Origin of the sequence: Zobellia nedashkovskayae (assembly GCF_015330125.1) — a bacterium.
GTDB classification, from domain to species: domain Bacteria; phylum Bacteroidota; class Bacteroidia; order Flavobacteriales; family Flavobacteriaceae; genus Zobellia; species Zobellia nedashkovskayae.
This window is the reverse complement of record NZ_JADDXR010000002.1, coordinates 4502694-4528305: the sequence shown is the minus strand read 5'-3', so window position 1 is coordinate 4528305 and position 25612 is coordinate 4502694. Positions and strand designations below refer to the sequence as shown.

21 protein-coding genes and 1 other RNA gene are annotated in these 25612 nt (G+C 35.5%); 8 read left to right on the top strand and 14 right to left on the bottom strand.

What is annotated here, in order from left to right; genetic code table 11:
- Nucleotides 1–90: 90 nt before the first annotated feature.
- A complete protein-coding gene (locus tag IWB64_RS18610; RefSeq protein ID WP_194535441.1) occupies nt 91–687 on the bottom strand; it encodes a TetR/AcrR family transcriptional regulator in 597 nt (198 codons plus the stop codon).
- A 129-nt stretch (nt 688–816) separates the two neighbouring features.
- On the bottom strand, nt 817–3417 hold the full coding sequence (gene clpB, locus IWB64_RS18605) for an ATP-dependent chaperone ClpB (RefSeq protein ID WP_194535440.1): 2601 nt from the start codon (nt 3415–3417) through the stop codon (nt 817–819).
- Nucleotides 3418–3583: 166 nt separating this feature from the next.
- Between clpB and ytxJ the strand changes: the two genes are divergently transcribed.
- Nucleotides 3584–3979 carry a bacillithiol system redox-active protein YtxJ gene (gene ytxJ, locus IWB64_RS18600; RefSeq protein ID WP_194535439.1) on the top strand — a complete coding sequence of 132 codons (396 nt, stop codon included), beginning with the start codon at nt 3584–3586 and terminating at the stop codon, nt 3977–3979.
- 58 nt (nt 3980–4037) lie between these two features.
- Here the strand turns inward: ytxJ and fahA are convergent, their stop codons facing one another.
- Nucleotides 4038–5330, bottom strand: a complete 1293-nt coding sequence (gene fahA / locus IWB64_RS18595; RefSeq protein WP_194535438.1) for a fumarylacetoacetase — start codon at nt 5328–5330, stop codon at nt 4038–4040.
- A gap of 112 nt (nt 5331–5442) precedes the next feature.
- Between fahA and glyA the strand changes: the two genes are divergently transcribed.
- Nucleotides 5443–6717 (top strand): serine hydroxymethyltransferase, encoded by a 1275-nt coding sequence (gene glyA, locus IWB64_RS18590; protein WP_194535437.1) that lies wholly within the window; start codon nt 5443–5445, stop codon nt 6715–6717.
- Between the two features lie 145 nt (nt 6718–6862).
- Here glyA and IWB64_RS18585 read toward each other — a convergent pair whose 3' ends face one another.
- The 8 genes from IWB64_RS18585 to IWB64_RS18550 all read right to left on the bottom strand — a co-directional run bounded on the left by IWB64_RS18585 (nt 6863) and on the right by IWB64_RS18550 (nt 15089).
- Complete coding sequence (locus IWB64_RS18585; protein WP_194535436.1) at nt 6863–7519, bottom strand: hypothetical protein; 657 nt, start codon at nt 7517–7519, stop codon at nt 6863–6865.
- A 148-nt stretch (nt 7520–7667) separates the two neighbouring features.
- Nucleotides 7668–8339: a response regulator gene (locus tag IWB64_RS18580; protein ID WP_194535435.1), complete on the bottom strand. Its 672-nt coding sequence runs from the start codon at nt 8337–8339 to the stop codon at nt 7668–7670.
- A gap of 46 nt (nt 8340–8385) precedes the next feature.
- Nucleotides 8386–10464 carry a tetratricopeptide repeat-containing sensor histidine kinase gene (locus tag IWB64_RS18575; protein WP_194535434.1) on the bottom strand — a complete coding sequence of 693 codons (2079 nt, stop codon included), beginning with the start codon at nt 10462–10464 and terminating at the stop codon, nt 8386–8388.
- 76 nt (nt 10465–10540) lie between these two features.
- Entirely contained in the window at nt 10541–10864 is a 324-nt protein-coding gene (locus IWB64_RS18570; RefSeq protein WP_194535433.1) for a hypothetical protein, read from the bottom strand.
- A 134-nt stretch (nt 10865–10998) separates the two neighbouring features.
- Nucleotides 10999–11730: a LytR/AlgR family response regulator transcription factor gene (locus IWB64_RS18565; RefSeq protein WP_194535432.1), complete on the bottom strand. Its 732-nt coding sequence runs from the start codon at nt 11728–11730 to the stop codon at nt 10999–11001.
- 279 nt (nt 11731–12009) lie between these two features.
- Nucleotides 12010–13554, bottom strand: coding sequence for a choice-of-anchor Q domain-containing protein (locus IWB64_RS18560; RefSeq protein ID WP_194535431.1), 1545 nt, complete (start codon nt 13552–13554; stop codon nt 12010–12012).
- Between the two features lie 86 nt (nt 13555–13640).
- Nucleotides 13641–14036 carry an acyl-CoA thioesterase gene (locus IWB64_RS18555; protein WP_194535430.1) on the bottom strand — a complete coding sequence of 132 codons (396 nt, stop codon included), beginning with the start codon at nt 14034–14036 and terminating at the stop codon, nt 13641–13643.
- A complete protein-coding gene (locus IWB64_RS18550; protein ID WP_194535942.1) occupies nt 14037–15089 on the bottom strand; it encodes a glutaminyl-peptide cyclotransferase in 1053 nt (350 codons plus the stop codon). It abuts the gene before it with no gap.
- Nucleotides 15090–15227: 138 nt separating this feature from the next.
- Between IWB64_RS18550 and ffs the strand changes: the two genes are divergently transcribed.
- The 3 genes from ffs (at nt 15228) to fsa (ending at nt 16980) form a co-directional block, all read left to right on the top strand.
- An RNA gene (gene ffs / locus IWB64_RS18545) (signal recognition particle sRNA small type) lies at nt 15228–15326 on the top strand.
- Nucleotides 15327–15445: 119 nt separating this feature from the next.
- Nucleotides 15446–16255: an SDR family oxidoreductase gene (locus tag IWB64_RS18540; RefSeq protein ID WP_194535429.1), complete on the top strand. Its 810-nt coding sequence runs from the start codon at nt 15446–15448 to the stop codon at nt 16253–16255.
- A 71-nt stretch (nt 16256–16326) separates the two neighbouring features.
- Entirely contained in the window at nt 16327–16980 is a 654-nt protein-coding gene (fsa, locus tag IWB64_RS18535) for a fructose-6-phosphate aldolase (RefSeq protein ID WP_194535428.1), read from the top strand.
- A gap of 99 nt (nt 16981–17079) precedes the next feature.
- On the opposite strand, the gene IWB64_RS18530 is transcribed toward fsa, so the two are convergent.
- Nucleotides 17080–18462 carry a transaldolase gene (locus tag IWB64_RS18530; protein WP_194535427.1) on the bottom strand — a complete coding sequence of 461 codons (1383 nt, stop codon included), beginning with the start codon at nt 18460–18462 and terminating at the stop codon, nt 17080–17082.
- A 180-nt stretch (nt 18463–18642) separates the two neighbouring features.
- Between IWB64_RS18530 and IWB64_RS18525 the strand changes: the two genes are divergently transcribed.
- Both IWB64_RS18525 and IWB64_RS18520 read left to right on the top strand, forming a co-directional pair.
- A complete protein-coding gene (locus IWB64_RS18525) occupies nt 18643–20271 on the top strand; it encodes an ABC-F family ATP-binding cassette domain-containing protein (protein WP_194535426.1) in 1629 nt (542 codons plus the stop codon).
- Nucleotides 20272–20414: 143 nt separating this feature from the next.
- Nucleotides 20415–21551, top strand: a complete 1137-nt coding sequence (locus IWB64_RS18520; protein WP_194535425.1) for a hypothetical protein — start codon at nt 20415–20417, stop codon at nt 21549–21551.
- Between the two features lie 78 nt (nt 21552–21629).
- Here IWB64_RS18520 and IWB64_RS18515 read toward each other — a convergent pair whose 3' ends face one another.
- Entirely contained in the window at nt 21630–22367 is a 738-nt protein-coding gene (locus tag IWB64_RS18515) for a hypothetical protein (protein WP_317171991.1), read from the bottom strand.
- Nucleotides 22368–22541: 174 nt separating this feature from the next.
- On the opposite strand from IWB64_RS18515, the gene IWB64_RS18510 reads away from it, so the two are divergent.
- Entirely contained in the window at nt 22542–23105 is a 564-nt protein-coding gene (locus IWB64_RS18510) for a fasciclin domain-containing protein (RefSeq protein ID WP_194535424.1), read from the top strand.
- Between the two features lie 28 nt (nt 23106–23133).
- On the opposite strand, the gene pheT is transcribed toward IWB64_RS18510, so the two are convergent.
- The gene (gene pheT / locus IWB64_RS18505; RefSeq protein WP_194535423.1) at nt 23134–25560 is read right to left on the bottom strand and encodes a phenylalanine--tRNA ligase subunit beta; all 2427 of its coding nucleotides are present in this window, start codon (nt 25558–25560) and stop codon (nt 23134–23136) included.
- Nucleotides 25561–25612: the final 52 nt, after the last annotated feature.

The following is a 25612-nucleotide window of genomic DNA, read 5'->3' as shown; positions in this document are numbered from 1 at the left end:
TTTCTCAGGAGAACTGATACGCAGACTAGGTGCGTTTTTGAATCTTAAAACTTATGTTCTGTAAAATACGGAAAGAAATAATTAGTCCAATTACTTCTTAAGCTCCTTTTTAATCAGAACCTCTAGATAAGCGATGGTGTTGGTAAGGTATTTTTTGTCACTGGTCATCGTAGCCATAGCAATAGCACCTTGAATCATTGTAAAAAGTTGCTTTGCGAATTGCGTAGGTGTAACCGGAAGGTGTAATTCGTTTTTCTTAACACCATCTTCCAGCACTAAGGCAATTTTGCCTTCCATTTCTTTTATTACTTCTTTATTTGCTGCTACCAACAATCTGTTGTTATATTGCGCATCTACACCAGTGTTTAAAATAGGACAACCGCCCATACTTAATGTGAACGTATCGTAATTCCTGTAGAAATCAGTTAGGTTGCCAAGTTTGTCAAGAGCATTGCTCTTTTCCCCAAGCACATCGTCTATTTTAGATAAAAGTAGGTTGCTATTGTATTGGTAAGCAGATAGTGCTAATGCCTCTTTATTCTCGAAGTTGCCGTAAATAGCTCCTTTTGTAAGCCCTGTGGCTTCAGTAAGGTCGCTCATACTGGTTCCGATGTAACCATGTTTGTTAAAAACAGAGGCGACAGTTTCAATAATAAAGGCTGTAGTTCTTTCGGCTTTAGTAGACATAGGGTGCAGTTTTATACGAAGATAAATAATTTATATACTGTATGGTATATACTAAGCAAAAAAAAGCACCCTTTTTTGGGGTGCTTTTAAAATTCTATTATTATTATTATTATTTATAAATTAATGAAACTATTCTACCAATTCATCTTGATTTCTAAATACCAGTTCATCGTTAAAGGAATCGATGAGAACAATACTTTCCGCTTTTATGTTACCGCTTAAGAGTTCTTTGGATAGACTATTTAAAACATCTTTCTGTATAACCCTTTTTATAGGACGAGCTCCGTATTGTGGGTCGTAACCCTTATTGGCTAAATAATTAATTGCTTCTTCTGTAGCATCAATAGTTATATGTTGCTTAGCAATGTTTTTCTTTAAGCCATCTAACTGTAGTCTAACAATTTTGGTGATATCCTCACGACTTAAAGGTGTAAACATGATGATGTCATCAATACGGTTAAGGAATTCCGGTCGTATCGTTTTTCGTAATAACCCAAGAACCTCCACTCGTGCAGCTTCAGTTGCGCTGTAAGGGTCTTTGCTGTTTTCGAATTTTTCTTGAATGATATTACTTCCCATGTTACTGGTCATAATTATAATACTATTCTTGAAATCTGCAACACGTCCTTTATTATCCGTTAGTCTTCCTTCATCCAATACTTGCAACAAAATATTGAAAGTATCAGGGTGTGCTTTTTCAATTTCATCAAGCAGTATTACGGAGTATGGTCTTCTACGCACAGCCTCTGTTAATTGACCGCCTTCATCATAACCTACATACCCTGGAGGCGCTCCTACCAATCTACTTACTGAATGGCGTTCTTGGTATTCGCTCATATCAATACGGGTCATTGCACTTTCGTCATCAAAAAGATAGGAAGCCAAAGTTTTTGCTAACTCGGTCTTACCAACCCCAGTTGTACCTAGAAATAGGAATGAACCAATAGGCCTGTTTGAATCTTGCAGTCCAGCGCGACTTCTTCTTATGGCATCGGATACCGCTTCAATAGCCTCGTTTTGACCAACAACCCTTTTGTGTAATACAGTCTCTAATTGTAAAAGTTTTTCACGCTCGCTCTGCAGCATTTTTTTAACCGGTATTCCGGTCCATTTTGCTACAACTTCAGCAATGTCTTCATTGGTTACCTCTTCTTTGATTAAGGTGTCTCCCAATTGCTGTTCGTCCAATACTAATTGAAGATCCGCCAATTTTTCTTGGGATTCTTTTATTTTACCGTATCTAAGTTCAGCTACCTTACCGTAATCTCCATTACGCTCAGCACGTTCTGCTTCAACTTTAAACCCTTCTATATCCTGTTTAGTTTTTTGAATCTCATCTACAACCGATTTTTCACTTTCCCATTTAGCAAATAGCTCATTACGGTCTTCTTTGAAATTCGCTAAATCAACGTTCAATACTTTTAGTTTAGCCTTGTCATCCTCCCGTTTAATAGCTTCTATCTCAATCTCGAGCTGCATAATTTTACGGTCAAGAACATCTAATTCTTCAGGTTTAGAATTGATTTCCATTCGTAATTTCGCTGCGGCCTCATCCATTAAATCAATAGCCTTATCCGGTAAAAAACGATTGGTAATGTAGCGTTGAGATAATTCTACCGCTGCAATTACTGCCTCATCTTTAATGCGGACTTTATGGTGAGCTTCATATTTTTCTTTAATACCACGTAGAATTGAAATTGCACTCTCGGTATCAGGTTCGTTTACGATTACTTTTTGAAATCGTCTCTCTAAGGCTTTATCTTTTTCAAAATACTTTTGGTATTCGTCTAGAGTAGTAGCACCTATTGCTCTAAGCTCTCCACGAGCCAATGCTGGTTTTAAGATGTTTGCAGCATCCATGGCACCTTGGCCTCCACCTGCACCAACAAGGGTGTGAATCTCATCAACGAACAATACAATATCGCCATCTGAAGAAGTGACTTCTTTGATAACGGATTTTAATCGCTCCTCGAACTCACCTTTGTATTTGGCTCCTGCAATAAGAGCACCCATATCTAAAGAATAAATAATTTTATCTTTTAAATTCTCAGGAACATCGCCTTGTACAATTCTATGGGCAAGTCCTTCGGCTATTGCAGTTTTACCAGTACCTGGTTCACCTACCAGAATAGGGTTGTTTTTGGTTCTACGGGATAAAATCTGTAGAATACGGCGTATTTCCTCATCACGGCCAATAACAGGGTCTAGCTTTCCGCTATCTGCTAACTGATTAAGGTTTTTTGCGTATTTTTCAAGTGAGTTATAAGTATCTTCAGCACTTTGTGAAGTTACTTTGCCTCCTTTACGTAACTCATCAATAGCTGCTTTTAAATCTTTTTCAGTGGCGCCTTGATCTTTTAATATTCGGGCAATTTTACTGTTAGATTTTAAAATAGCAAGCAAAAGGTGTTCTATGGAAACGAATTCATCATCCATCTTTTTAGCAATAATGCTCGCTTCGTTTAATGTTTTTCCAGCTTCTCTAGATAAGATTATATCGCCTCCAGAAACTTTTGGAAAGCTTTCTAACTCTTTGTCTAATATTTGCTGTATTAAAGGAACATTAATATTCAATTTCTTGAGAATGAATGGAAGAACGTTTTCATCTACTTCCCAAATTGCTTTGAACAAATGTTCATTCTCTATCTGCTGGTGGCCTAAACCTTGCGCAACCTGCTGGGCTTGCTGAATAGCCTCCTGAGATTTTGTGGTATAATTATTAAAGTTCATATGTATATAGTTTTCTAGTGTTATTGTTTATTTTTGATATAAATAAGTCAATAATCTTACCAAGATACATTGCAGGACAAAATGTCGCTTAACATCGCAAAACGCAAGACATTAAGTCAGGTGTAAGTTTTTTAAGAACATCAGACTGATACTATAAAAATACGAAATGGGTCTCTTTAATAATATATTTGGAAGCAAAAATGAAGGTGAAAATGAGAAGGAAACCAAAATTCCTTGGATAGCACTTACTTCCGTGGAGCAATTAAATGAAATTGAAAGAAAATCTTTAACAAAACCACAAGTAATATTTAAACATTCTACTACCTGCGGTATTAGCCGAATGGTTTTAAAAATGTTTACCAAGAACTATGCTTTTGAAGATGGTCAGATGGACTTCTATTTTTTAGATTTACACAGTTACCGTCAAGTTTCCGATGAAACAGGCTTTAAATTCCAGGTGATGCATCAATCACCACAGTTATTGGTGATAAAAAATGGGGGAGTGGTAGCCCATGATTCGCACGGAGCTATTACGGATATCAATCTAGAAAAATACCTTTAAGCTATTTCAAATAATGAAATTGCTTAAAGGTATCTTTAGAATGGAAACGGTTAGGCTCTTAACCTTTCTTTTTTGCTTCAAATGGTGGTAGAAGTGTAGTTCTAACTTCGCCAAAACCAATACGAATATCGTTGTTTGAGCAATATCCTTTCATAATAACAGTATCGTTATCTTGAATGAATTTACGCTCTGTACCATCTTTTAATTTTACGGGTTTGGTGCCTTGCCAAGATAGTTCTAGCATGGATCCATAAGAATCTGGTGTAGGTCCTGATATGGTTCCACTACCCATCATATCACCACTGTTTACTTTACAGCCGTTTACTGTATGGTGAGCTAATTGCTGAGCCATGGTCCAGTACATATATTTAAAGTTAGATTCAGAAATAGTAGTTTCATTACCATCTTTGGTAGCAATAGCTACTTGTAAGTTAATGTCGTAACTATGTCTTTCTTTTTGTTGTAAGTAGGGTAGTGGCTTAGGTTCTTGCTCAGTGCTTTTTACTTGAAAAGGCTGAAGTGCATCTAGCGTTACTATCCATGGTGAGACGGATGAAGCAAAATTCTTAGCCAGAAAAGGTCCAAGAGGCACATATTCCCATTTTTGAATATCGCGTGCGCTCCAATCATTAAAAAGCACCATTCCAAAAATATATTCTTCGGCTTCGTCTACGGAAATAGGTTCCCCTAAGACATTAGTATCTGTGGTAATGAAAGCCATCTCTAGTTCAAAATCTACAAGACGAGAAGGCCCAAATACCGGAGTTTCTGCTCCTTTTGGTAAAGTTTGTCCCATAGGTCTATGAATAGGAGTGCCACTTGGGATAATTGTAGAACTTCTGCCGTGGTAACCTACAGGAATGTGGAGCCAGTTTGGCAATAGGGCATTATCTGGATCCCTAAACATAGTTCCTACGTTTGTTGCGTGTTCCTTGCTGGAATAGAAATCTGTGTAATCACCAATTTGAACAGGCAGTTGCATTTCTATTTCATCCATGGAAAATAGGACCACATTTTTATGATCTTCTTTATTTTGTAAGGTTTCGTTAGATTCCTCAAAAATTTCACTGATACGATTGCGAACTAATCGCCATGTCTTTTGACCGTCAGAAATGAAATCATTTAAAGTATCTTGGAGAAAAATATCATCCGTAAGCGGAATACCCTCAAAATAACCAAGTTGATGCAAGGCACCAAGATCAATTGCGGTATCTCCAATACGGGTTCCTATAGTTATGATATCATCACGAGTAAGAAAAACACCAAAAGGAATGTTTTGGATAGGGAAATCTGATTCTTCAGAAACAGAAAGCCATGTTCTTTTTGAAGGGTCATTAGCGTATATAGGCATAGTAAGATTGTTAATTTGTATTTGATAAATTCTTAATCAAATATATTGTTTTATGAGTTTTAACAATGAGCAATTCGTATTTTTGCAGCTCAATTTAACAGAATATTTGCTTATGCAACGAGACAATCGGATTTTTGAACTAATAGCAGAGGAAAGAGAACGCCAATTAAGCGGAATAGAGCTTATTGCCTCTGAGAATTTTACAAGCCCCCAAGTAATGGAGGCTTCAGGATCAGTACTAACCAATAAATATGCAGAGGGTTATCCTGGCAAACGTTATTATGGTGGCTGCGAAGTAGTTGATAAAATAGAGCAACTTGCTATTGATAGAGCTAAAGAATTGTTTGGTGCTGCATACGCAAACGTACAACCTCACTCAGGTTCTCAGGCAAATGCTTCGGTTTATCATGCTTGTTTGAAACCTGGAGATACTATTTTAGGATTTGATCTTTCTCACGGTGGGCATTTAACTCATGGTTCTCCTGTAAATTTTTCTGGTAGACTATATAACCCGGTTTTCTACGGTGTTAATAAAGAGACTGGCGTACTTGACTATGATGTTATTCAGGAAATAGCAACAAAGGAAAAACCTAAGATGATTATTGCCGGTGCATCTGCTTATTCTCGTGACATAGATTTTAAAAGGTTTAGAGCAATTGCCGATAGTGTTGGCGCACTTTTGTTGGCTGATATTTCTCATCCTGCCGGTCTAATTGCAAAAGGTATTTTAAATGATCCAATTCCTCACTGTCATGTTGTAACTACCACAACACACAAAACATTAAGAGGCCCACGTGGTGGACTTATATTAATGGGAGAGGATTTTGATAATCCGTTCGGAATTAAATTGAAGAACGGTAAGCTTCGTAAGATGTCTGCTTTGCTAGATTTAGCAGTATTTCCAGGAAACCAAGGTGGCCCTTTAGAGCATATTATAGCGGGTAAAGCTATTGCTTTTGGTGAGGCGCTTACAGATGAGTTCTTGACTTATATGATTCAGGTGAAGAAAAATGCTGCTGCTATGGCTGCCGCTTTTGTTGCCAAGGGATACAATATTATTTCAGGTGGTACGGACAATCATATGATGCTTATTGACCTTAGGAATAAGGATATTACTGGTAAAGATGCGGAAAAAGTGTTGGTAGATGCAGATATTACTGCAAACAAAAACATGGTTCCGTTTGATGACAAGTCGCCATTCGTTACCTCTGGTATTAGATTTGGTACAGCCGCTATTACAACTAGAGGCTTGAAAGAAGCTGATATGAGTGTTATTGTAGACTTGGTAGATGAAGTGTTGACAAATGCCGAAGACGAAGCTAAAATAGCCGATGTAAAGAAAAAGGTAAATGCTTTAATGAGCGGGAGAGAACTTTTCAACGCTTAATTTAAGCTTAGAAAAGTATAGTAAATAATCAATATAATCCCATCCCCCATATACCCAATAGTATTGAGTAATAAATGGGGGAATTGATTATTTTGGGGAATGGGCAGTTATATTACTGTCAAATACCTCAAAAAATTGTTCTGATTTAATGGTTAAGCATAAATAGGTCACCGTGTTCTATGGTTGAGCTTTTTAAATCATAGATAACAGCGTCATCTTCAGACTCAAAATAAAGACCCCAATACTTAAAGTAATCTTTCTTTGTATTGTTGTCAGCTTCAATATTTCTTATAAGAATTTCATTTTTGTCATTACTTTCTTCTTCAAAAACAGGAACATAGATTTCATAAGGCGTTTCTGTTAAGCCTTTACTGAAATGAACATAATGCTTGCAGATTTCAGCTATAATTTTATCTAACTGATCAACAATACTATTATCGTAAATTTTATTTATGATTATAGCTGTATCCTTCAAGAAGAAGGTGAACTCTTCAATATCTACGCTAGACCCACTTCTTTTTACAAGTTCGTTGAGCAGTCTTATAAAAGATGTTCTGCCTGGTTTAAAGTTTCCCCAGGTTCCTTTATTAAAGTGAAACAACATTTCTACAAGTGTAATATTGCAATTTAATTCAATTGCTAAACTTGTATTTTCTTCTTTGTTCGTGCAGTCAAGAATGGTAGCTTCTGCGAAGAATAGTTTTTCCAAACTATTGGCAAAAGAATCCATTCCCTCAATTTGTGAATTGGGAGTATAGCCATTTGACTCGTTGTTACTAAAACTATCTGAATATAGAGGCATGTGTCTTTGGTTATACACTTAATTCCAAAGATAGTTTTCAGTTTTGTCAGGGCTACAAAGAAAAACCCCATAAAAACTGGGGTTTTTCTAGAGTATAAAAAGAGTGAAAAATTAAATCACTGATTAATAGGTTATTAAGGGTTTAAAATTAAATAAAACCACGTTTTCTTGCCTCATCTATGAGTGCAAAATCGTTACCACTTTCAACATTGAAAATTACTTTCAACTGTCTTTTTCGGTTTTCAACGGTTGTGCTAGATGCGGCTACTAAAGAAGATATGTCCTTAGTCTTGGTTCCAATAGATAATTGATATAATATTTTTTTATCCCGCTCGTCTATTTGATCTTCATTTGCCATTTTTCGACGAATGGCCTGTAAAGCAGCTGCTGTATAATATGGAGGGTTGTCAATTACCGTTTTTACCATATCTTGAAGTGTTTTTTCATCAACTTCAGACTTTACCATATATCCATCTGGATTAACGGTTTTCAAAACATTGTTAATATGGTAGCTGTCGCTAAAGGATGAAAGAAAAACAACTTTAGAAGATGGAGATATTTTTTTAACCAAAACACCTAAGTCAACACCACCTCTTTCTTCTTTAGAATTATCTGGAAACATTTGGATGTCCAATAATATTATATCATAGGGCATACGAGTTGCTGAGCTTTCTATTTCTGCCTTGCCTTCATGGTAACTAGGCGCTATGTTGACTGTTACGTTATAATTATCAAAATCGCACCCTTCAATAGTATATTTATAGCCTAGAACAATCATTTCATGATCATCAACAGCTAATATTCTAATTAAATTATCCATAGTTTTTTTTGGTCAGTTTTGATTTTTGTTTCAGAGGTAGTATTCTCTAATTTGTTGATGATTCCGTTCCAGCTTCTAATGGAACTTCTAGTTCAACGGTAGTGCCTTTGCCAGGGGAACTATTAATAGTATACGTTCCTTTAATTTTTTCAATCCTAGACGAAATGTTACGAAGCCCTATACCTTTTTTTCTGGAACTTGTTTTAAAACCTTTTCCGTCATCCGATATTCTGGCCATAAAACCAATGTTGGTTTTACTAAGTTCTACAATTACGTTTTTACATGCGGCATGTTTAACACAATTTTGTAAACTTTCTTGAATCATGCGGTACACGTTAATTTTTACATTCGCATCAAGCGAATCCCAATCAAAGGTTTCGTTGTAAATAAACTCATATTCAAAATTACCGGTAGCCTTCACGGTGTCTAATAAATCTCTAATAGAGTGTATAAAATTAGGAATATTTTGGTAAGCAGCATGACTAAGTTCATGAGAAATGGAGCGTACCTCTTTTTCAACATCTTGCAAGACATCTATGGCTTTTTTTCTTTCTGTCACTATTTCTTCGCCCGTTCTCTTGTTAAGTCCTGTTAGGACCATACGAGCGCCTAACATTTTACCCAACACACCATCATGAAGTTCTTCTGATATTCTTTTTTGTTCTATTTTTTTACCTTCTTCTAATTTTTCTTTTTGAGAAAGCATTAAATCAAAAATCTCTTGGTTCGCTGCTTGTTGTTGCTGTTGAAACCTAAGTTTTTGGTTTTTTGACCGCTGGTCCACAATTATGTAAGACATAAGGCCTAATAATAATATGGATACAGCAACACCTGTCCACAATTGTTTTTCGCGCTCCAACAATTGGTTTTCGGCTATAAACTCATCGGTCTCAAAACGTATACGGGCAAATTTATTTCTTGCTTGGCGTTCCACTTGTTGAAGACTATCATTTAAAGCAATGTATTTTTGATTGTAGTAGCTAGATTTTGAGGGCTCTATTTTTACTAATAGTTGTAGGCTTTTTAAAATCCGGTCATTATTACTGGCTATTTGGGAATAGCTAAGGGCTTTTTTTGCTTGTAATATAGCCTGCGCAGTATCTTTTCTACTCAAATAATAATCTGCAAAACAATAATGGCTTCTAGAAATATATTGGATTTCTCCAAGGCTATCCTGCATTTTTATGACCTTTTCAAAATAAGACGATAAATCTGAGTTTTGGTCGATTTTAGATTTACCATAGGATAAATTGTTTAAAGCCATTGCGTAAAGCTGTGGGCGTTTTGTGATTATAGATTTATTATCTATTACCTCCTGAAAGTATGGAATTGCCTTTTTATAATTGCCTTGCTCTAGATAGACAACACCAATATTATTTACGATACTTAAGTCTAGGATGTTATCCTCGCTTATTTTTTCTTGGTATTCCCTAGCGGTAGTATAATAATCTAAAGCCCGATCAAAGTCTTTCAATTCTTTGGTGATTGAGCCAAGATTATTATAACAATTATATAGCCTTTTATACTCTTCTAAAGGTTTCAGGATTTCAATAGCTTTTATGGTATTGATTTCACTACCCGTATAATCTTTAATATCTGCCTGTGTAATTGCCATGTTGTAAAGCATTCTGGCAGATTCGTAGTTTTTGTTTAGTTTTTCATATACTTTCTGGGCTTCTGAAAAATGAAAGTAGGCGTTATCAGCATTAGATTTTGATCTATAAAAATCCGCTAAATCCCAGTTGGCTTCAGCAATAGTTATGCTATCATTTAAAACTCTGGCAAGTTCAAGAGTTTGTTGGTTTGTTTTTCTAAAGTTGGCGGAGTCCTTAAGGATGAGATATTTAAGAGATATTTTTGAAAACAGTTTGGTTTTTAAGGAGTCATTTTCTATTACTGATGCTCTTTCTTGAGCCTTGTTTAAAAAAGCTATACGATTTACAGAAGAAAGTTCGGAGTTGGAGGCGCTATCTATTAATGAAAAGACAGAATCTACTTGAATGGAAATCTGAGTATTGTTAAGTTGGCCAGTTTTTTGAGTACATGAAATGACTAGAAAAAGAGCTATGAAGAAAAAGCTCAGATATTTAATACTTCGAAAAGGTCTGCAAATTACAGGAAGCATGCGATGAAAAATTCAGGTTAAAAAAAAAAGCCTTAAAACTTAATTTAAGGCTAATATAATCTATTCTGATTTTATACTAAGAACCACGTCTGTCTGTTTGCACATCGTCACCATCCGTAGAAGAACCACGTCTGTCTGTTTGCACATCGTCACCATCCGTAGAAGAACCACGTCTGTCTGTTTGCACATCGTCACCATCCGTAGAAGAACCACGTCTGTCTGTTTGAACATCGTCACCATCCGTAGAAGAACCACGTCTGTCTGTTTGAACATCGTCACCATCAGTTGAGGCATCACTATTCAATTCATATAATGCATCTTCTTTATTTTCTGACTCACAAGAAGTCATTAATCCAAGACTCATTGCCATTACTGCGAAAATGCTTGCTACTTTTTTCATGCTAAGTTTAGTTTAGGGGTTATTTGTTACACCGCTAAACTAGTACCAACTAAAAGCAGATTGATTAGATACAGATTTGTAGTAGTAAACGTACGTAATTTGTGAGTATTTGAGTAAGTTTTGAGAGTATTCGTCTAATTAAGTGCGGAAATGGTGTTTTTTGACAATATTTTCTTTAAACCATCTATATTTTCTCTATAGGATTTAGAGAAGGGTAATTGCATTTTATTCTGCTTTAACGTACAATGGGATTTTCCGTAGCTAATACGAGAAATAAAGTTTGTATTCACAATGTAACTTTGGTGAATTCTAACGAAGTTTTTAGGTAATTGATTTTCGAAAGTCTTTAACGTTTTATAAGCATTGTTTATTGTTCCGTCTTTCATGACGAATTCGGTAGAATTGTTATCTGCTTGTAGATAAAGAATATCGTCCGTATTTATGTATTGAAAATCGCGATACGACTTTAAACAAATGGTTTGAGGTTCTGTTTTGGCAGGTATTTCTTTTTTGAGACGTAGTATGGATTTCCTTATTTCAAATTCATTGTAAGGCTTTAACCAGTAATCAAAAAAACCATTTTTAATGGCATCATAGGCGTATTTTTTATTTTTAGATATGCCAATTATAATAGGAAGCTCGTTTATGTATTGATGAAGTTCCATGACCATATGGAAATATTCGTAAGCATTCTCAGTAAGATTAACAAAAACTACATCTGGAAAATACTTTAAGATAATGTTAGTTCCTTCCGAGCTATTTTGAGCAAGACCAGCGCAGGTGAAATCACCATATTCCTCCAAATAGTGCTGTAATTGCAAATTTGAAGTCGCATCTGAATCTATTATGGTGTACGTATATTCCACGAGACGTTGTTTTGATGCAAATTAGTGACAGTAAGTTACATAGCTCTAAAGATATTCCCCACAATAACTGGGGTTTTTATCCGCTAAATCTGGGTTTTTCGCTATTTCGAAAGAAAAAGATTACTTTTTTGTGATTTTATTAACATTTTGAGCTAAAAATCTCCTAATCGAAAAGTGAAAAACAAATATTTTGGGTTTTTCTGTAAGATAAAACTGAATCAGGAAGCGTTTAAAATATTCTTGACAAAAGAAGAGTTTTAAGAAGATTTTGAATACTAGTTATTCCAAAGTAGTAAATTCATACGCCCCAAGATCTGGTAGCTCTTCACGATTTGTGCCTAAAATGTCTAAGGGGACATCAAGAGCAAATAATTTGTCTCCTTTATCTAGTGCTGGGGAAGTTGGTTTTAATCTAAAATTATTTTGTGTAGCGTTTACAAATTCTAAAGGTTGATTTAGAAAGCTATTTTCATAATTCTCATTGTTTTCAAAATTGTATAAATTTTCAAAACCTGACGGGATGTTAGCGGTATTGGCCGTGATTAAACAAGAGCTAAAAAGAAAATTATAGGCATTTATACCATTAGAACTATGAGAAAGTTCAAAATCACCATTTCCATCAATAATACAATTCTTGAAGTCGGCTTTTATTAAATCAATGCCTGTAGAACCGTTTTGTTCATTTGGTTCAAAATTATTTATGGTAAGTGCTGCGCTTGGTCGGTAGCTTTCTGTCCAATAATTGGCGATTGTGGTATGAGTAAAAGAATAACTACCTCCTAAATTACAGTAAAGAGAGCTGTTTCCTGCGCTACCTAAAACTAAGTTCTCAGCAGTTACAACAGCAGTTTTGCCCCATAAATTAATTTTAGAGCTATTATAAATTTGTGAGTTCTTGATATGCAAAGTAGGAGAGGAGAAGGGTGATTCCCCTTGTGCAAAAATGCCTATGGTAGCATTCTTTAAAGTAAAATAATTAATGATATTATCTATACTACCAGTAGCTATACGAATGCCTTCCCATTGGCCAGATACATCTCCATATTCTGGTTCTAAACGATCGCCTTCAAATATCACTTCATTTTCAAGAAGTTGTTCGTCAGTGCTTAATGTTCCATTAATCGATATAGAACCTTCAGATTGGACTACAATACCAGAATTATCATGAAAATATACTCTTGCTCCCGCATCTATGACCAATTTCTGTTCTTTTGGTACTACAGCAAATCCGTAAATGATATAGGGCTTCTCATTAGTAAATCGCAATTGTTCTGTTTTAAGTTCAAAACCTGGGGATAGAATCTCATTGCCATTGTTGTCAAAACCGATCACGACCGATTGCTTTTGTCCATCAGAGGTGCTTTCTGGGAAAAGAAAGATAGCATCTTGTACAAGTGTTACCAATGGTATTTGTTGACTATTACTGCCTTGTCCAAATTGTAATATATCTGTATATAAAAGTTGATTAACAGTTTCATCTTTAATATTAACAGTAGTTTCTATGAAGATGTAAAGACTATCTTTGGCCATAAGCGGAATATCTGCAAATGTTTTGCCGGCAACGCCATCTACGTTCAGTCTATAATAACTAGTTTCACCTTGTTCCAGACCTATAAAAGGAATTGAAATATCTTCTTTACTACGGTTGTATACTTTTAGGCTATACGTGCTACTACCGATATTTGCAAATACAGTGTCTAAGAAAATGGTATCTCTTGAAAATTCCAGATTCCCTGTGCTAGGAGTGTATTCAAAATCCTTGCGACATGAACCCAAAGAGATGATTAGGACAAGTAGTGTTATGACTGTTAAATAATACCTCATTTATATCTTCTAAATATCTAGCTCTTTATTGGTATAGAGAAACCTTTTAAATTTGGTATTGAAGCTTAAAATTATGGACTTAACAGCTATGCAGTGGTGAAAAATTCTTTAATTTCATCTGATATGCGTGTGGGTCTATAGGTCTCTGCATTTAAGAGACACCACTCCGTACTTGACTTCAATAACAGTTCCTTGGTCTTCTTATTGTGCATTTCTACAATACGCACACAAACTGCACCCCGGCTTTCTTTTATGTAGGTACGCATTTCAATAACATCGTCTAATACAGCTGCGTTTTTATAGGTAATATGATGGGTCATAACCACCCAAATAATTCCACTACGCATTTCTTCGGATGCAGCAACCATCCAGTGCTCTTTGGAAATGTCTTGCATCCACTGTACATACCGCACGTTGTTTACATGATCAAGTTCGTCTAGATCATCTTGTTTTACGGTAATTGTTTTTTTATAGCTCTGCATTTATTTCTTTTGGATTTTTACCTCAAACATTTTGTCCCACTCTTTTCCGGTAACAAAAAATGTTTGTCTTTCAGGGTGGTAGGCTATTCCGTTAAGAACATTATCCGTATCACTCCAAGTAGTGTGATGGGTAACTTTCTTACTTAGACCTCCAAAATTAATAACACCTTCAATAGCACCGCTATTGGCATCAATAATCATTACGCTGGGCTTCTGGTATACATTGGCGTAAATCTTTCCGTCTACATATTCCAGTTCGTTTGCACTGTCATTAATAGATTTATTAGTGACGGTTTCTATATGACCTTCTTCAACTAAGGTTTCTGGGTTCAAAAACCATATTTTTTCAGTACCATCACTTTTAAACAACTTTTTTCCATCGTTTGTTAATCCCCAACCTTCTTTACTTTCTCCGAATTGAAAATTATCAATTTTATCCAATGTTTTTAAATCGTAGATAAAACCAACACCACTGCGCCAAGTAAGCATGTATATCTTATTATTCAGAATGGTAATGCCTTCTCCAAAATAGGTTTGGTCTAAATCTACCTGTTGTAAAACCTCACCTGTTTTAAAATCCACTTTCCGCAATGAAGACCTACCCTTTTTACCAGTACTTTCATAGAGCGTGTCATCATGAAATTCAAGGCCTTGAGTATACGCTTTATTATCATGAGGATATTCTGCAATTATCTCGTAGGTATATATCTCAGGAGCATTTGGCGCCAATAATTTAAGGTGTTTGGTAACCTCTACGGAAGCATCTTCATAAGAAACGGTAGCCTTAAGGGTTTTATCACCCAAATGAGGCATGTTAAGTGTAATTTTACCATCACTAATCGGTAGTTCTTTGCCATCTATAGTATAGGTTACACTTTCTATGGTTTTATCTTTTTTATTTTTAAGGGAAACTGCTACGTTTTGGTTTTGCTGAAAGCTTTTACTGTTTCCTTCTAATTGAATTTCGAATAGCGATGAGGGGGCATTATCACCTCCACATGCCATAAAAAGCATTAAAAAAAGACAGAGCGGAAAAAACTTTAGAGTTGTCATCACAGAATTAAATTTGGTTATGCCTGATTTACAGGTGTTTTTAGTTGTACAAAAATAACGAACTCAAAGCAAATTGTTGATATAAAAAATAGAATGTAAAACGATTGCGAAAGAACCAAAAGATTGTATATTTGCAGTCGGCAAGTCCTACACGACCAGCTCCTGTAGAATCCCCCAGGGTGGGAACGCAGCAAGGGTATACGGTTGTAGCGGTGCGATGTAGGTAGCTTGCCGATTTTTTTTCAGCCTATAATTCTTCAAAAAAAACAGGCGTCTTTCTCAATATTTTTTTTCCATAGTTCTTCAGCGTTTAATTTCTTTTCTACTACACTATATTATTGTTATTTTGCAATCTTATGGAGCAAAAAGTAGTATTGATTACCGGAGGTTCTTCTGGCATAGGGAAGTCTATAGGTTTGTACCTCAAATCCAAAGGGTTTAAAGTTTACGGAACCACCAGGAGTTTAGCAAAAAACGAATATTTTGAAGTTTTTGAGTTGCTTCAGCTAAATGTTTCTGATAAGGAGAGTATCGTTTCTGCGGTGAATCAAATTATAGCAAAGGAAGGAAGGCTAGATGTATTAGTAAATAATGCAGGAGTAGGTATTACCGGCCCTATAGAAGAGACACCACCCGAAGAAGTTCATAAAGCTTTTGATATTAATGTGTATGGACCACTTAGGGTAGCGCAGGCTGTACTGCCCCAAATGCGCAAACAAAATGGGGGGGTGATAATAAATATTACGTCAATAGCAGGTTATATGGGCTTACCGTACCGCGGAATATATTCAGCGACAAAAAGCGCTTTATCCATCCTTACGGAGGCCTTACGAATGGAAACCAAAAGTTTTGGGATTAAGATAGCTACTCTAGCTCCAGGAGATTTTGCTACAAATATTGCAGCAGGGCGTTATCATTCTCCAGTTTTGGAAAGCTCACCATATAAAGAGGCCTATGGCAATACATTAACAATGATGAACGAAGATGTGTCCAATGGAGATGATCCCATTTCCGTAGCAAAACAAGTTCTTGGTATTATTGAAAGCTCAAACCCAAAGGTTCATTACAAAGTTGGTTCGCCATTACAGAAGTTTTCTGTAGTCCTAAAGAGTATTTTGCCAGATAAAGTATACGAGAAACTATTACTAAACCATTATAAGTTGTAATTTCGTTTTTCGAAATAAATGATTTCGAAAGTGTAGTAATTATCTAATTTTAACCTAATAAACTCTAAAAAATGAAATTTTTTATAGACACAGCTAATTTAGATCAGATACGGGAAGCACAAGAACTTGGTGTTCTTGACGGTGTAACTACCAACCCGTCTTTAATGGCTAAAGAAGGAATTACAGGAAGAAACAATATATTAAAGCACTATGTAGACATTTGCAACATTGTTGATGGAGATGTTTCTGCTGAAGTTATTTCCACTACTTATAAGGAGATGATAAAGGAAGGTGATGAATTGGCTGAGTTGCATGACCAGATCGTTGTGAAAATACCAATGATCAAAGATGGTGTTAAGGCACTAAAATATTTTTCTGATAAAGGAATCAAGACAAACTGTACTTTAGTTTTTTCTGCAGGGCAAGCATTATTGGCTGCTAAAGCAGGAGCTACTTACGTTTCTCCATTTATTGGAAGATTGGATGATATCTCTACCGATGGTCTTAATCTAATTGCTGAAATTAGACTTATTTATGATAACTATGCATTCGAAACTCAGATTTTGGCTGCTTCTATCCGTCACACCATGCACGTTATTGATTGTGCTAAACTTGGAGCGGATGTTATGACTAGTGGGTTATCTTCCATTACAGGTCTTCTTAATCACCCATTGACTGATAGTGGTTTAGCTAAGTTCTTAGCAGATTACAATAAAGGAAACTAGTAAATTATACTTACCTAATGTAATTTAATTGCAATAGGGAAATAAAAAAAAAGGGATGCCATTTGGCATCCCTTTTTTTTATTCTGTAATTTATTTTTCTTAGAAGGAGGTGTAGACATTTGCAAAAGCATCTACAATTACTTTACTATCAGTAATAATACATTTGTTAAGAGGGTAGATAACAAGAGATTTGGTAAGCTCTTCAAAGTCAGAAGAACGGTATTGGCTTGTTTGATCTAAACCTGAAATCTCTAACATGGCCTTCCAATTGGTTTCTGAAGTTTTTATGTTGATACCTACATAGGAATACTCTGGCTTCTTTGAAGAGAGCTGATCAATCCTCCTTTTAATATTCTCAAAATGCATTCTATCTGTGGCAGACCAAAAATAGAATACCGTTTTGTTACTCTTAGCTGCTATTTGTTTTAATGTCATTGTGTCCCCACTTATACTGGTTACGGCAACATTTGGTATTTCTTTCTTAGGTTGAATATTCTTAATGCCTTCATATAGAGCATCAATCTCGCCCATATGTTTGTTGTTATTACTGAGTTTTCTAAAATCCGCAATAAACTCTTCGTTATTTTTTTCAGAATCATGTACTTTCAATAAATAATCAAAAGCTACATATCTAAAAAGATTGTCTTTTAGTTCTTTCTCTTGCACAAGGCTATCTATAATATGTAGTTTGTGTTCATTGAAATGCAACTGATTACGAACCACGTTATTTTTGATGGCGCAGGCATGGGAACAGGTCATATACGACATATTACCAATGTGATTGATCATGAAATTATAATAAGGTCTTAAATAGGTCAAGTCCTTGTCATCAAAAATCAAATCTTTTCTGTAATCGTAAAAATTGGCAGGTAGGTCATCTATTATTTTTTCTCCAGTAAGTCTTTTGTGCTTAAAAGGATACTCCTCTTTATAGGTGTTATAATTATAGTCAACACTGGCACTAGCAATCTTCAACTCTTTTTTGGAAAGTTTACCATCAGTTACTATATCATCTAGCACGTCTAATTTTAGTCGTTTTAGAGAGTCGATATTTCTTTCAAAATCAACTGGATCCAACCTATACATGGATCTAACAGAACTGGCTTCATCCTCGTGCGCCAAAAAAACTTCTAAAAGAAAGTTATTGAGTTCTTCTCCGTCTCCGGAAAAAACTAGGGATTCATCAAAATCTGAAGTATTTAAACGTACAACAAGACTATCTCCTTTTTCTAGATAAACATACTGTAATTCCGGGTCGTGGTTAAAATGATATAGACCTTCTGTAATTGAATCAAGGGTGAAGGAAAATCGGTTGTCATCATCTAATTCTGCAGAATCTATGACTACATCTCCTTTAAGTAGCACAATATAATCACTGGTAGGATTAACAATTTCACCTGAAAAAAATACACTGGGCGAGCTTTTTTCTGCAGCACAACTTCCAAGAAAAACAAAAAATAGATAGAGTAGATTTCTATTCATATAAGTAAAAGCTTACTATGGATTTTTCAAAATTAAACAACGCTTTGGCGGTTTGCTGTTAATAGCGAGTTAAAAATAAGAGGGTTGCGTTAAGGTTTAAGATGAAGTGAATGCTTTTTAAGTTTATTGGTTTAGGCCATTAAAATTCAGTATTTTTGCACGAATTTTAAAAAGAAATCTATGCTGTCGGTATCAAATCTATCCGTACAATTCGGAAAAAGAATCCTTTTCGATGAAGTGAACGTAACCTTTACTCAGGGTAATTGTTATGGGGTAATTGGAGCAAATGGAGCCGGAAAATCTACATTTTTAAAAATTCTATCTGGACAGGTAGATCCAACTTCTGGTCATGTACATCTTGAGCCTGGTAAGCGTATGTCTATCTTAGAGCAGAACCACAACGCTTATGATGAGTCTACTGTTCTTGAGACGGTTGTAATGGGGAATAAGCCGCTTTTTTCTATAAAGCAGCAAATTGATGCCCTTTATGCGGATTATACAGATGAAAACGCAGATAAAATTGGTGAGCTTCAAGTTCAATTTGAAGAGATGAATGGTTGGAATGCAGATAGCAACGCCGCGGCGTTATTATCAAACTTGGGTATTACCGAAGAGTTTCATTACACCTTAATGGCAGATATAGACTCAAAACTTAAGGTACGTGTGTTATTGGCACAAGCTCTTTTTGGTAATCCAGATGTATTGATCATGGATGAACCTACCAATGATTTGGATTATGAAACTATCACCTGGTTAGAAAATTTCCTAGCGGACTATGAAAATACAGTAATTGTTGTTTCTCACGATAGACACTTTTTAGATTCCATCTGTACCAGTATCGCAGATATTGATTATGGTAAGATGAATGTGTATTCTGGTAACTATACATTCTGGTATGAAAGTAGCCAGTTGGCTTCTCGTCAGAGAGCACAACAGAATAAAAAGGCAGAGGAGAAAGCAAAAGAATTGCAAGAATTTATTGCTCGTTTCAGTGCTAACGTAGCAAAAAGTAAACAAGCTACTTCTAGGAAGAAAATGTTGTCTAAGCTTAAAATAGAGGATATTAAGCCTTCTAGTAGAAGGTATCCTGCCATTATTTTTGAAAGAGAACGTGAAGCGGGAGATCAGATTTTAAATGTTGAGGGGCTTTCCGCTAGATCCGAAGATGGGGATTTACTTTTTGAAAATGTAAACCTAAATTTAGCAAAAGGAGATAAAGTTGCTATTATATCTCGTGATTCAAGAGCAACAACTGCTTTTTACGAAATAATTAACGGTCATAAAAAAGCAGAGAAAGGTACTTTTCAATGGGGTATTACTACAACCCAGTCCTATTTACCTGCGGATAACTCTGATTTCTTTAATGAAGACATAAGTTTGGTAGACTGGCTTAGACAATGGGCCAAGACAGAAGAAGAAAGAGAAGAAGTTTATATACGTGGTTTTCTAGGTAAAATGCTTTTTAGTGGTGAAGAAGCTCTTAAAACGTGCACCGTACTTTCTGGAGGAGAAAAAGTACGTTGTATGTTGAGTAGAATGATGATGCTTAGAGCCAACGTAGTGATGTTGGATGAACCAACGAATCACTTAGATTTAGAGAGTATTACCGCATTTAATAATAGCCTTAATAATTTCAAGGGGACGGTTATGTTTACTACTCATGACCACCACTTTGCACAGACGGTTGCCGATAGAATCGTAGAGTTGACCCCTAAAGGCAACATCGATAGATATCTGGCGTTTGATGAATATATGTCTGACAAGACATTACGGGAGCAACGTAATAAAATGTACGTTGCAACGGTATAACTTTTGTTAAACCTGTATTCTTAAATGATGTAGCGGGCGTTTTTTAAATTTAAGGACCCAAACCTTGAATTTAAAAAAGGCCCACTCTGTTCAATTGGCATCTTGCCAACTTGGGCCGTTTAAGGAACATTAAATTGCAACAGATGAAAACCTACAATCTATTCTATGCCTGTATGGCATTTTTAGTCCTTATTGGCTGCAGTAAAACCGATAGCGACAATCTTGGTGAGAACGAAGAAGAAAACACTGTTCAGGCCAACTACACTTTACTAGTCAATAACCAGGGCAGCCTTAGTGGCACATTGTTTAATGTGGAAGACGAAGCATTTACTATCAAACCAGAAGAAAGTAAATTTGCCGCCATGGCACTGCCTGATCTGTCTTTTGAAGAGAACAGTGTGTTAACTACCTATAGTAAAAAAAACAATTGTAGCGGTAAGCTAACTGTTCATGATTTTAATGATGATAGTAATCTAAGCTATGATGTCTTTTCGGATTTAGGAGCCTGTAACCTTACGGCAAAATCTATAGCCCGTAAAGGAGATAAACTCTACATCGCATATGAGCTTCAAATAAGTTCTACTGTAGATGAGTTTTATGTTCGCGTTCTTGATGTATCATCTTCTGAATCCGCTTTTGTTGATATAGAACTAGATCAAAGACCTATTGAATTGGCTTATGCAAATAATAGATTGTTTGTGTTAGGGGTTGATGAAGAGGTTACAGGAGAAAATTCCATTACGGTAATTGACGCTAATGTAAATAGCATTGTACATAGCCAACTAGTCGGTTTTGATGTAAGACGTATTTTTACAAACCCAGAAGATAATATCATTATTAGTTATGATGATTTGCATAGCACGTTGAACAGTGTAACTATGGCTATTTCTTATACTAGTTATGGAGAAGGCAAGGAGCCTAATTTTACAAAGTCATCTTCATTACATTTTGATAGTGAAGGTAAAATGTACTATCAAATGACACCTACAGCATATAGTACTTTTCCTGTAATACCTGCCATTTACGATTTCAGTAAGAATTTAACCGTTCTATATGCTTACGAAAATTTTATGACGGAAACTCAGCTTAACTTTGAATTCAATGTTGAAAAAACAACAATGGTGAGTTATGATGAAGAAAACAACTTATTATTGATTGGATATAAAAAGACAAGTGGAGCTAACAAAGGTGGTATACTACTAATTAAGCCGGCTCCTGAACCAGAACTATTGAATAGTATGGATGTAACCGGTATACCAACAGCTATCTTTATAAATTAATTCAGTTCACACTTAAAATAAAAAAAGGCATTCTATCGTTCGGTAGAATGCCTTTTTTGATTATAATATAGTCTCCGATCAGGAATTAAAATATTTATTGTTCCAAATGGCATTACTAAAATTCTTGCCTAAGGCAAAGCCGTAAAAAATAACAACCGCAGCCGAACATTTGAACATAAAGAAGAAAATTATAAAAAACTGAGCGTTGGAACTGTTCTTTGAGAATAGACCATCCGGAATAGATAAAGCTATTAAATAGCTTAGTGCAACTACAAGGCAAGTTAAGTTTACAATATTTTTAAATGGCCACATTAGCCATTTTCTTAATGGATGAAGGTCGTTTCCCCATTTGTGAATAAGATAAAAATAGTCGTTTCCAATAGGAGCAAATAGAATAGGGTCGTCCTTATCTTCTAATTTAAAAAGTTTGGAAGGAGCAAGGATTCTAAAACCTTGTAGCTTTATATCATGTGATACTTCAATTTTTTTTATTTCTGAAATAGCTTCAGCAGGTATTTCTCCTTTGAAATAATTTGAAGGAAGAAAACGGAGTCTATAGTCAACGCAAATTTTCTTTATTTGGTCAACGTGATAAATCCGGTTTGTTTGTAAGAGGTCAAGGTTAAAAGAATTAGTGAGAGAAGTGTCTTTCTTTTTAAGGTTATCACCAATTTCTTCTCGACTTTTAGAGTCTTGTTCTAGTATTTGGTATAAATCATTTAAAAACCGTATTTGGTCTTTTTCGCTTACCGTTCCGCTAAGTTTCTTTTCTAAGTTGACCTTGTTTAGGAGCATATAATTTGAGGTATATCTCAAATTTAAAGAATTTTATATCTTGAGAGAGAATGAAATTCATAAGCATTTGTTAATAATTTGTTAAAAATTAACATTTGAATGCGACTATATGTCAGTATACATGGGATATATCGTAACTTGTCGGGGTATTTGAACCGTTAATCGACCGTTTTAACAACTCCCTGCCGAATTTATATGAAAAATCTTACTAAAGTCTTCTCTTGTGCTCTGTTCTTTGTTTTTTTATCAACTAAAGCTCAAGAAACTGTAAGCAAATCAACTACAACTCACAATAAGGCCGTTAGTAATAAATCAATAGTTAATTCTACTGCAACTTCTAAAAATCATCAAACTCTTTTGGCGGTTATGAAGGCTGCTGATTTAGAAGATTTATTGGATCATGCTGGCCCATTTACTGTTTTTGCTCCATCCGATCTTGCATTTGCTAATTTAGCCGGTAGATCAGTAGAGGAGTTATTAGACCCAAAAAACAGAAAAGAATTAAGGGATTTGTTAACTTATCATATTGTTGCGGGACAAATTACTGCTTCAAAAATATTGAAGGCTATGTGTAGAGGAGAAGGTAAGGCAACTTTTACTACTATTCAAGGTGGTATTATTACGGCCACCATGGAGGGAATAGATATTATTCTAAACGATGCCTTTGGGAATACCGCAACTATAGTAGTTGCAGATTCCAAGCAGAACAATGGTGTTATTCACGAAATTGATAGTGTTATTCTTCCAGGGAAAATTTAAGAACTTTCTTAATTCTTCCCTTTCTTACTTATCTTAATTCCGCTCCTAATTCGTTTTGGTAAGTTTTCTCTAATTTGCCCATTATACGGTCTATTTGTTTGTCCGTTAATGTACGTTGGCTATCCTGTAAAGTGAAACTAACCGCGTAAGATTTTTTCCCTTTGGGAAGTTTGTCCCCTGTATAAACATCAAATAAGTTTATGTTCTTTAGTAGTTTCTTTTCGGTCTTTCTTCCTAGTTCATAAACCTTTTGGAAACTAACGGACTCGTCTAATAAAAGGGCGAAATCTCTTTTTACCTCTGGGTATTTAGGTATTTCGCGATAAGTAATACTATTTTTCTCTGCAAGAGATATAACGTTGCTCCAATTAAAATCGGCATAAAGAACTTCTTGTTTTATGCTCATATGTTTAAGGATCGACTTTTTAACGATACCAAAAGAGACCAGTTCTTTAGAACCTACATTTAAACTCAAACCTTCTGAGAATAAAGTGTTGGATGTTGGCGCCGGAGTAAAATCAGAGATACCCAAGCGATTTAGAATATTAGTCACTATAGATTTTGAGTAAAAGAAGTCGTTTGCCTTTTCGGTACCGGCCCAACCTTCTTCATGGCGGTTTCCCGTCAAATAGAGGCAAAGGTGCTTATCTTCTATATATTTAGACTTTTTCTTCTCGTATGTTTTACCAAATTCAAATAACTTCAGATTAAGTTTCTTTCGGTTATTATTGTATAAGATGGTTTCAAGACCTGTAAACAACATAGAACGGCGTAAAACAGAAAGGTCGTTACTCAACGGATTCAACATTTTTACGCTTTCCTCAGTTGAATTATCGTCTAATAATTCAGCATTACCAGGAGCCGTTAAACTATTGGTCATGATTTCGTAAAAACCTTGGGAAGCCAAAAAGTCTCCAATTATACTCTGAAGTTTGTAATCGTCAAACTTAGAAACAAGCGCAGTAGAAGCGTTTAATTTTGTTCCAAAGTTGATGTTGTTGTACCCGTAAACACGTAAAATCTCTTCAATAACATCTACTTCGCGCTGTACATCAACCCTGTAACTTGGTATTGAAAGGCCAAGACCAGCTTCCGTAACGCTTTTCACTTTAATGTCCAATGATGCTAATATAGATTTTATAGTGTCTTGCGGAATTTCTTCTCCAACAAGGGAATGCGTTTTCTTAAAGGTTAGAAAAACTTGGTGCTCATCAAATCTTTTAGGGTAAAAATCAACAATATCAGAAGTTATATCACCTCCGGCAATTTCTTTTATCAATAAAGCGGCACGTTTAAGTGCATATTCTACATTTTCAATATCAATACCTCTTTCAAACCTAAAAGAAGCGTCTGTATTCAATCCGTGTCTTTTAGCAGTTTTTCTAATTGCTACAGGATTAAAATAAGCACTTTCAAGAAAGATAGAAGTGGTTTTCTCTGTAACACCAGTATTTATACCACCAAAAACTCCGGCAATACACATTGGTTTTTCAGAATCACAAATCATTAAATCATCTTCATGCAACTCTCTCTCCTCGCCATCCAATGTCATGAACTTAGTTCCGGCAGGTAGTGTTTTCACAACTATTTTTTTACCATGAATGCGATCCGCATCAAAAGCGTGCAAAGGTTGTCCTAAATCATGTAAAACGTAGTTAGTTGCATCTACAAGGTTATTCATAGGGTTGATTCCTATTGCGCGCAATCTATTTTGTAACCAATCCGGAGACGGTTTTACCACCAAATTGCTTAACGTAATACCAGCATAACGTGGTACAAGTTTACTGTCATCTACTTGAACCTGTAGTTTAAGCGAACGGTTATCTATATTAAAATGACTGATAGAAGGTGTAATCAGTTCTTTAGTAATTTCTTTTTGCTTTAGGCCGGCTTTTAGATCCCTTGCTACGCCAAAATGGCTCATAGCATCTGCACGGTTAGGAGTTAGTCCAATTTCAAAGACCTCATCTACTTCTACGTCAAAAACCTCGGAACACGGTGTACCTGGTTTCAATTTAGAATCTAGAACAAGTATACCATCATGGCTAGAGCCAAGTCCTAATTCATCTTCGGCACATATCATACCGTGACTTTCTTCTCCTCTAATTTTTCCCTTTCCTATTTTCCAAGCTTTTCCTTCTGGGGTGTAAAGTATAGTGCCAACGGTAGCTACAGGAACTTTTTGGTCCTTAGCAACATTAGGGGCGCCACATACTATTTTTAAAGGTGTGCCAGTCCCTACATCTACAGTAGTAATTTTTAATTTATCGGCGTTAGGGTGTTTTTCGCAAGTAAGAACATGTCCTACTACAATACCCTTTAATCCGCCTTTTATAGACTCGAAAGGGTTGATTCCCTCTACTTCAAGACCTAAATCGGTTAAAAGTTCTCCCGTTTTTTTGGAATCCCAATCAAGTTTAAGATAATCTTTTAACCAGTTGTATGAAATCTGCATCGGTAAGTTTTAGTGGCGGTAAAGATAAAACAATGCATTAAGACATTCAATA

Bases quoted from the DNA above. Each gene is read 5' to 3' on its own strand.
- IWB64_RS18610 (WP_194535441.1), bottom strand. From the start codon at position 687: ATGTCTACTAAAGCCGAAAGAACTACAGCCTTTATTATTGAAACTGTC.
- clpB (WP_194535440.1), bottom strand. From the start codon at position 3,417: ATGAACTTTAATAATTATACCACAAAATCTCAGGAGGCTATTCAGCAA.
- ytxJ (WP_194535439.1), top strand. From the start codon at position 3,584: ATGGGTCTCTTTAATAATATATTTGGAAGCAAAAATGAAGGTGAAAAT.
- fahA (WP_194535438.1), bottom strand. From the start codon at position 5,330: ATGCCTATATACGCTAATGACCCTTCAAAAAGAACATGGCTTTCTGTT.
- glyA (WP_194535437.1), top strand. From the start codon at position 5,443: ATGCAACGAGACAATCGGATTTTTGAACTAATAGCAGAGGAAAGAGAA.
- IWB64_RS18585 (WP_194535436.1), bottom strand. From the start codon at position 7,519: ATGCCTCTATATTCAGATAGTTTTAGTAACAACGAGTCAAATGGCTAT.
- IWB64_RS18580 (WP_194535435.1), bottom strand. From the start codon at position 8,339: ATGGATAATTTAATTAGAATATTAGCTGTTGATGATCATGAAATGATT.
- IWB64_RS18575 (WP_194535434.1), bottom strand. From the start codon at position 10,464: ATGCTTCCTGTAATTTGCAGACCTTTTCGAAGTATTAAATATCTGAGC.
- IWB64_RS18570 (WP_194535433.1), bottom strand. From the start codon at position 10,864: ATGAAAAAAGTAGCAAGCATTTTCGCAGTAATGGCAATGAGTCTTGGA.
- IWB64_RS18560 (WP_194535431.1), bottom strand. From the start codon at position 13,554: ATGAGGTATTATTTAACAGTCATAACACTACTTGTCCTAATCATCTCT.
- IWB64_RS18555 (WP_194535430.1), bottom strand. From the start codon at position 14,036: ATGCAGAGCTATAAAAAAACAATTACCGTAAAACAAGATGATCTAGAC.
- IWB64_RS18550 (WP_194535942.1), bottom strand. From the start codon at position 15,089: ATGACAACTCTAAAGTTTTTTCCGCTCTGTCTTTTTTTAATGCTTTTT.
- IWB64_RS18540 (WP_194535429.1), top strand. From the start codon at position 15,446: ATGGAGCAAAAAGTAGTATTGATTACCGGAGGTTCTTCTGGCATAGGG.
- fsa (WP_194535428.1), top strand. From the start codon at position 16,327: ATGAAATTTTTTATAGACACAGCTAATTTAGATCAGATACGGGAAGCA.
- IWB64_RS18530 (WP_194535427.1), bottom strand. From the start codon at position 18,462: ATGAATAGAAATCTACTCTATCTATTTTTTGTTTTTCTTGGAAGTTGT.
- IWB64_RS18525 (WP_194535426.1), top strand. From the start codon at position 18,643: ATGCTGTCGGTATCAAATCTATCCGTACAATTCGGAAAAAGAATCCTT.
- IWB64_RS18520 (WP_194535425.1), top strand. From the start codon at position 20,415: ATGAAAACCTACAATCTATTCTATGCCTGTATGGCATTTTTAGTCCTT.
- IWB64_RS18510 (WP_194535424.1), top strand. From the start codon at position 22,542: ATGAAAAATCTTACTAAAGTCTTCTCTTGTGCTCTGTTCTTTGTTTTT.
- pheT (WP_194535423.1), bottom strand. From the start codon at position 25,560: ATGCAGATTTCATACAACTGGTTAAAAGATTATCTTAAACTTGATTGG.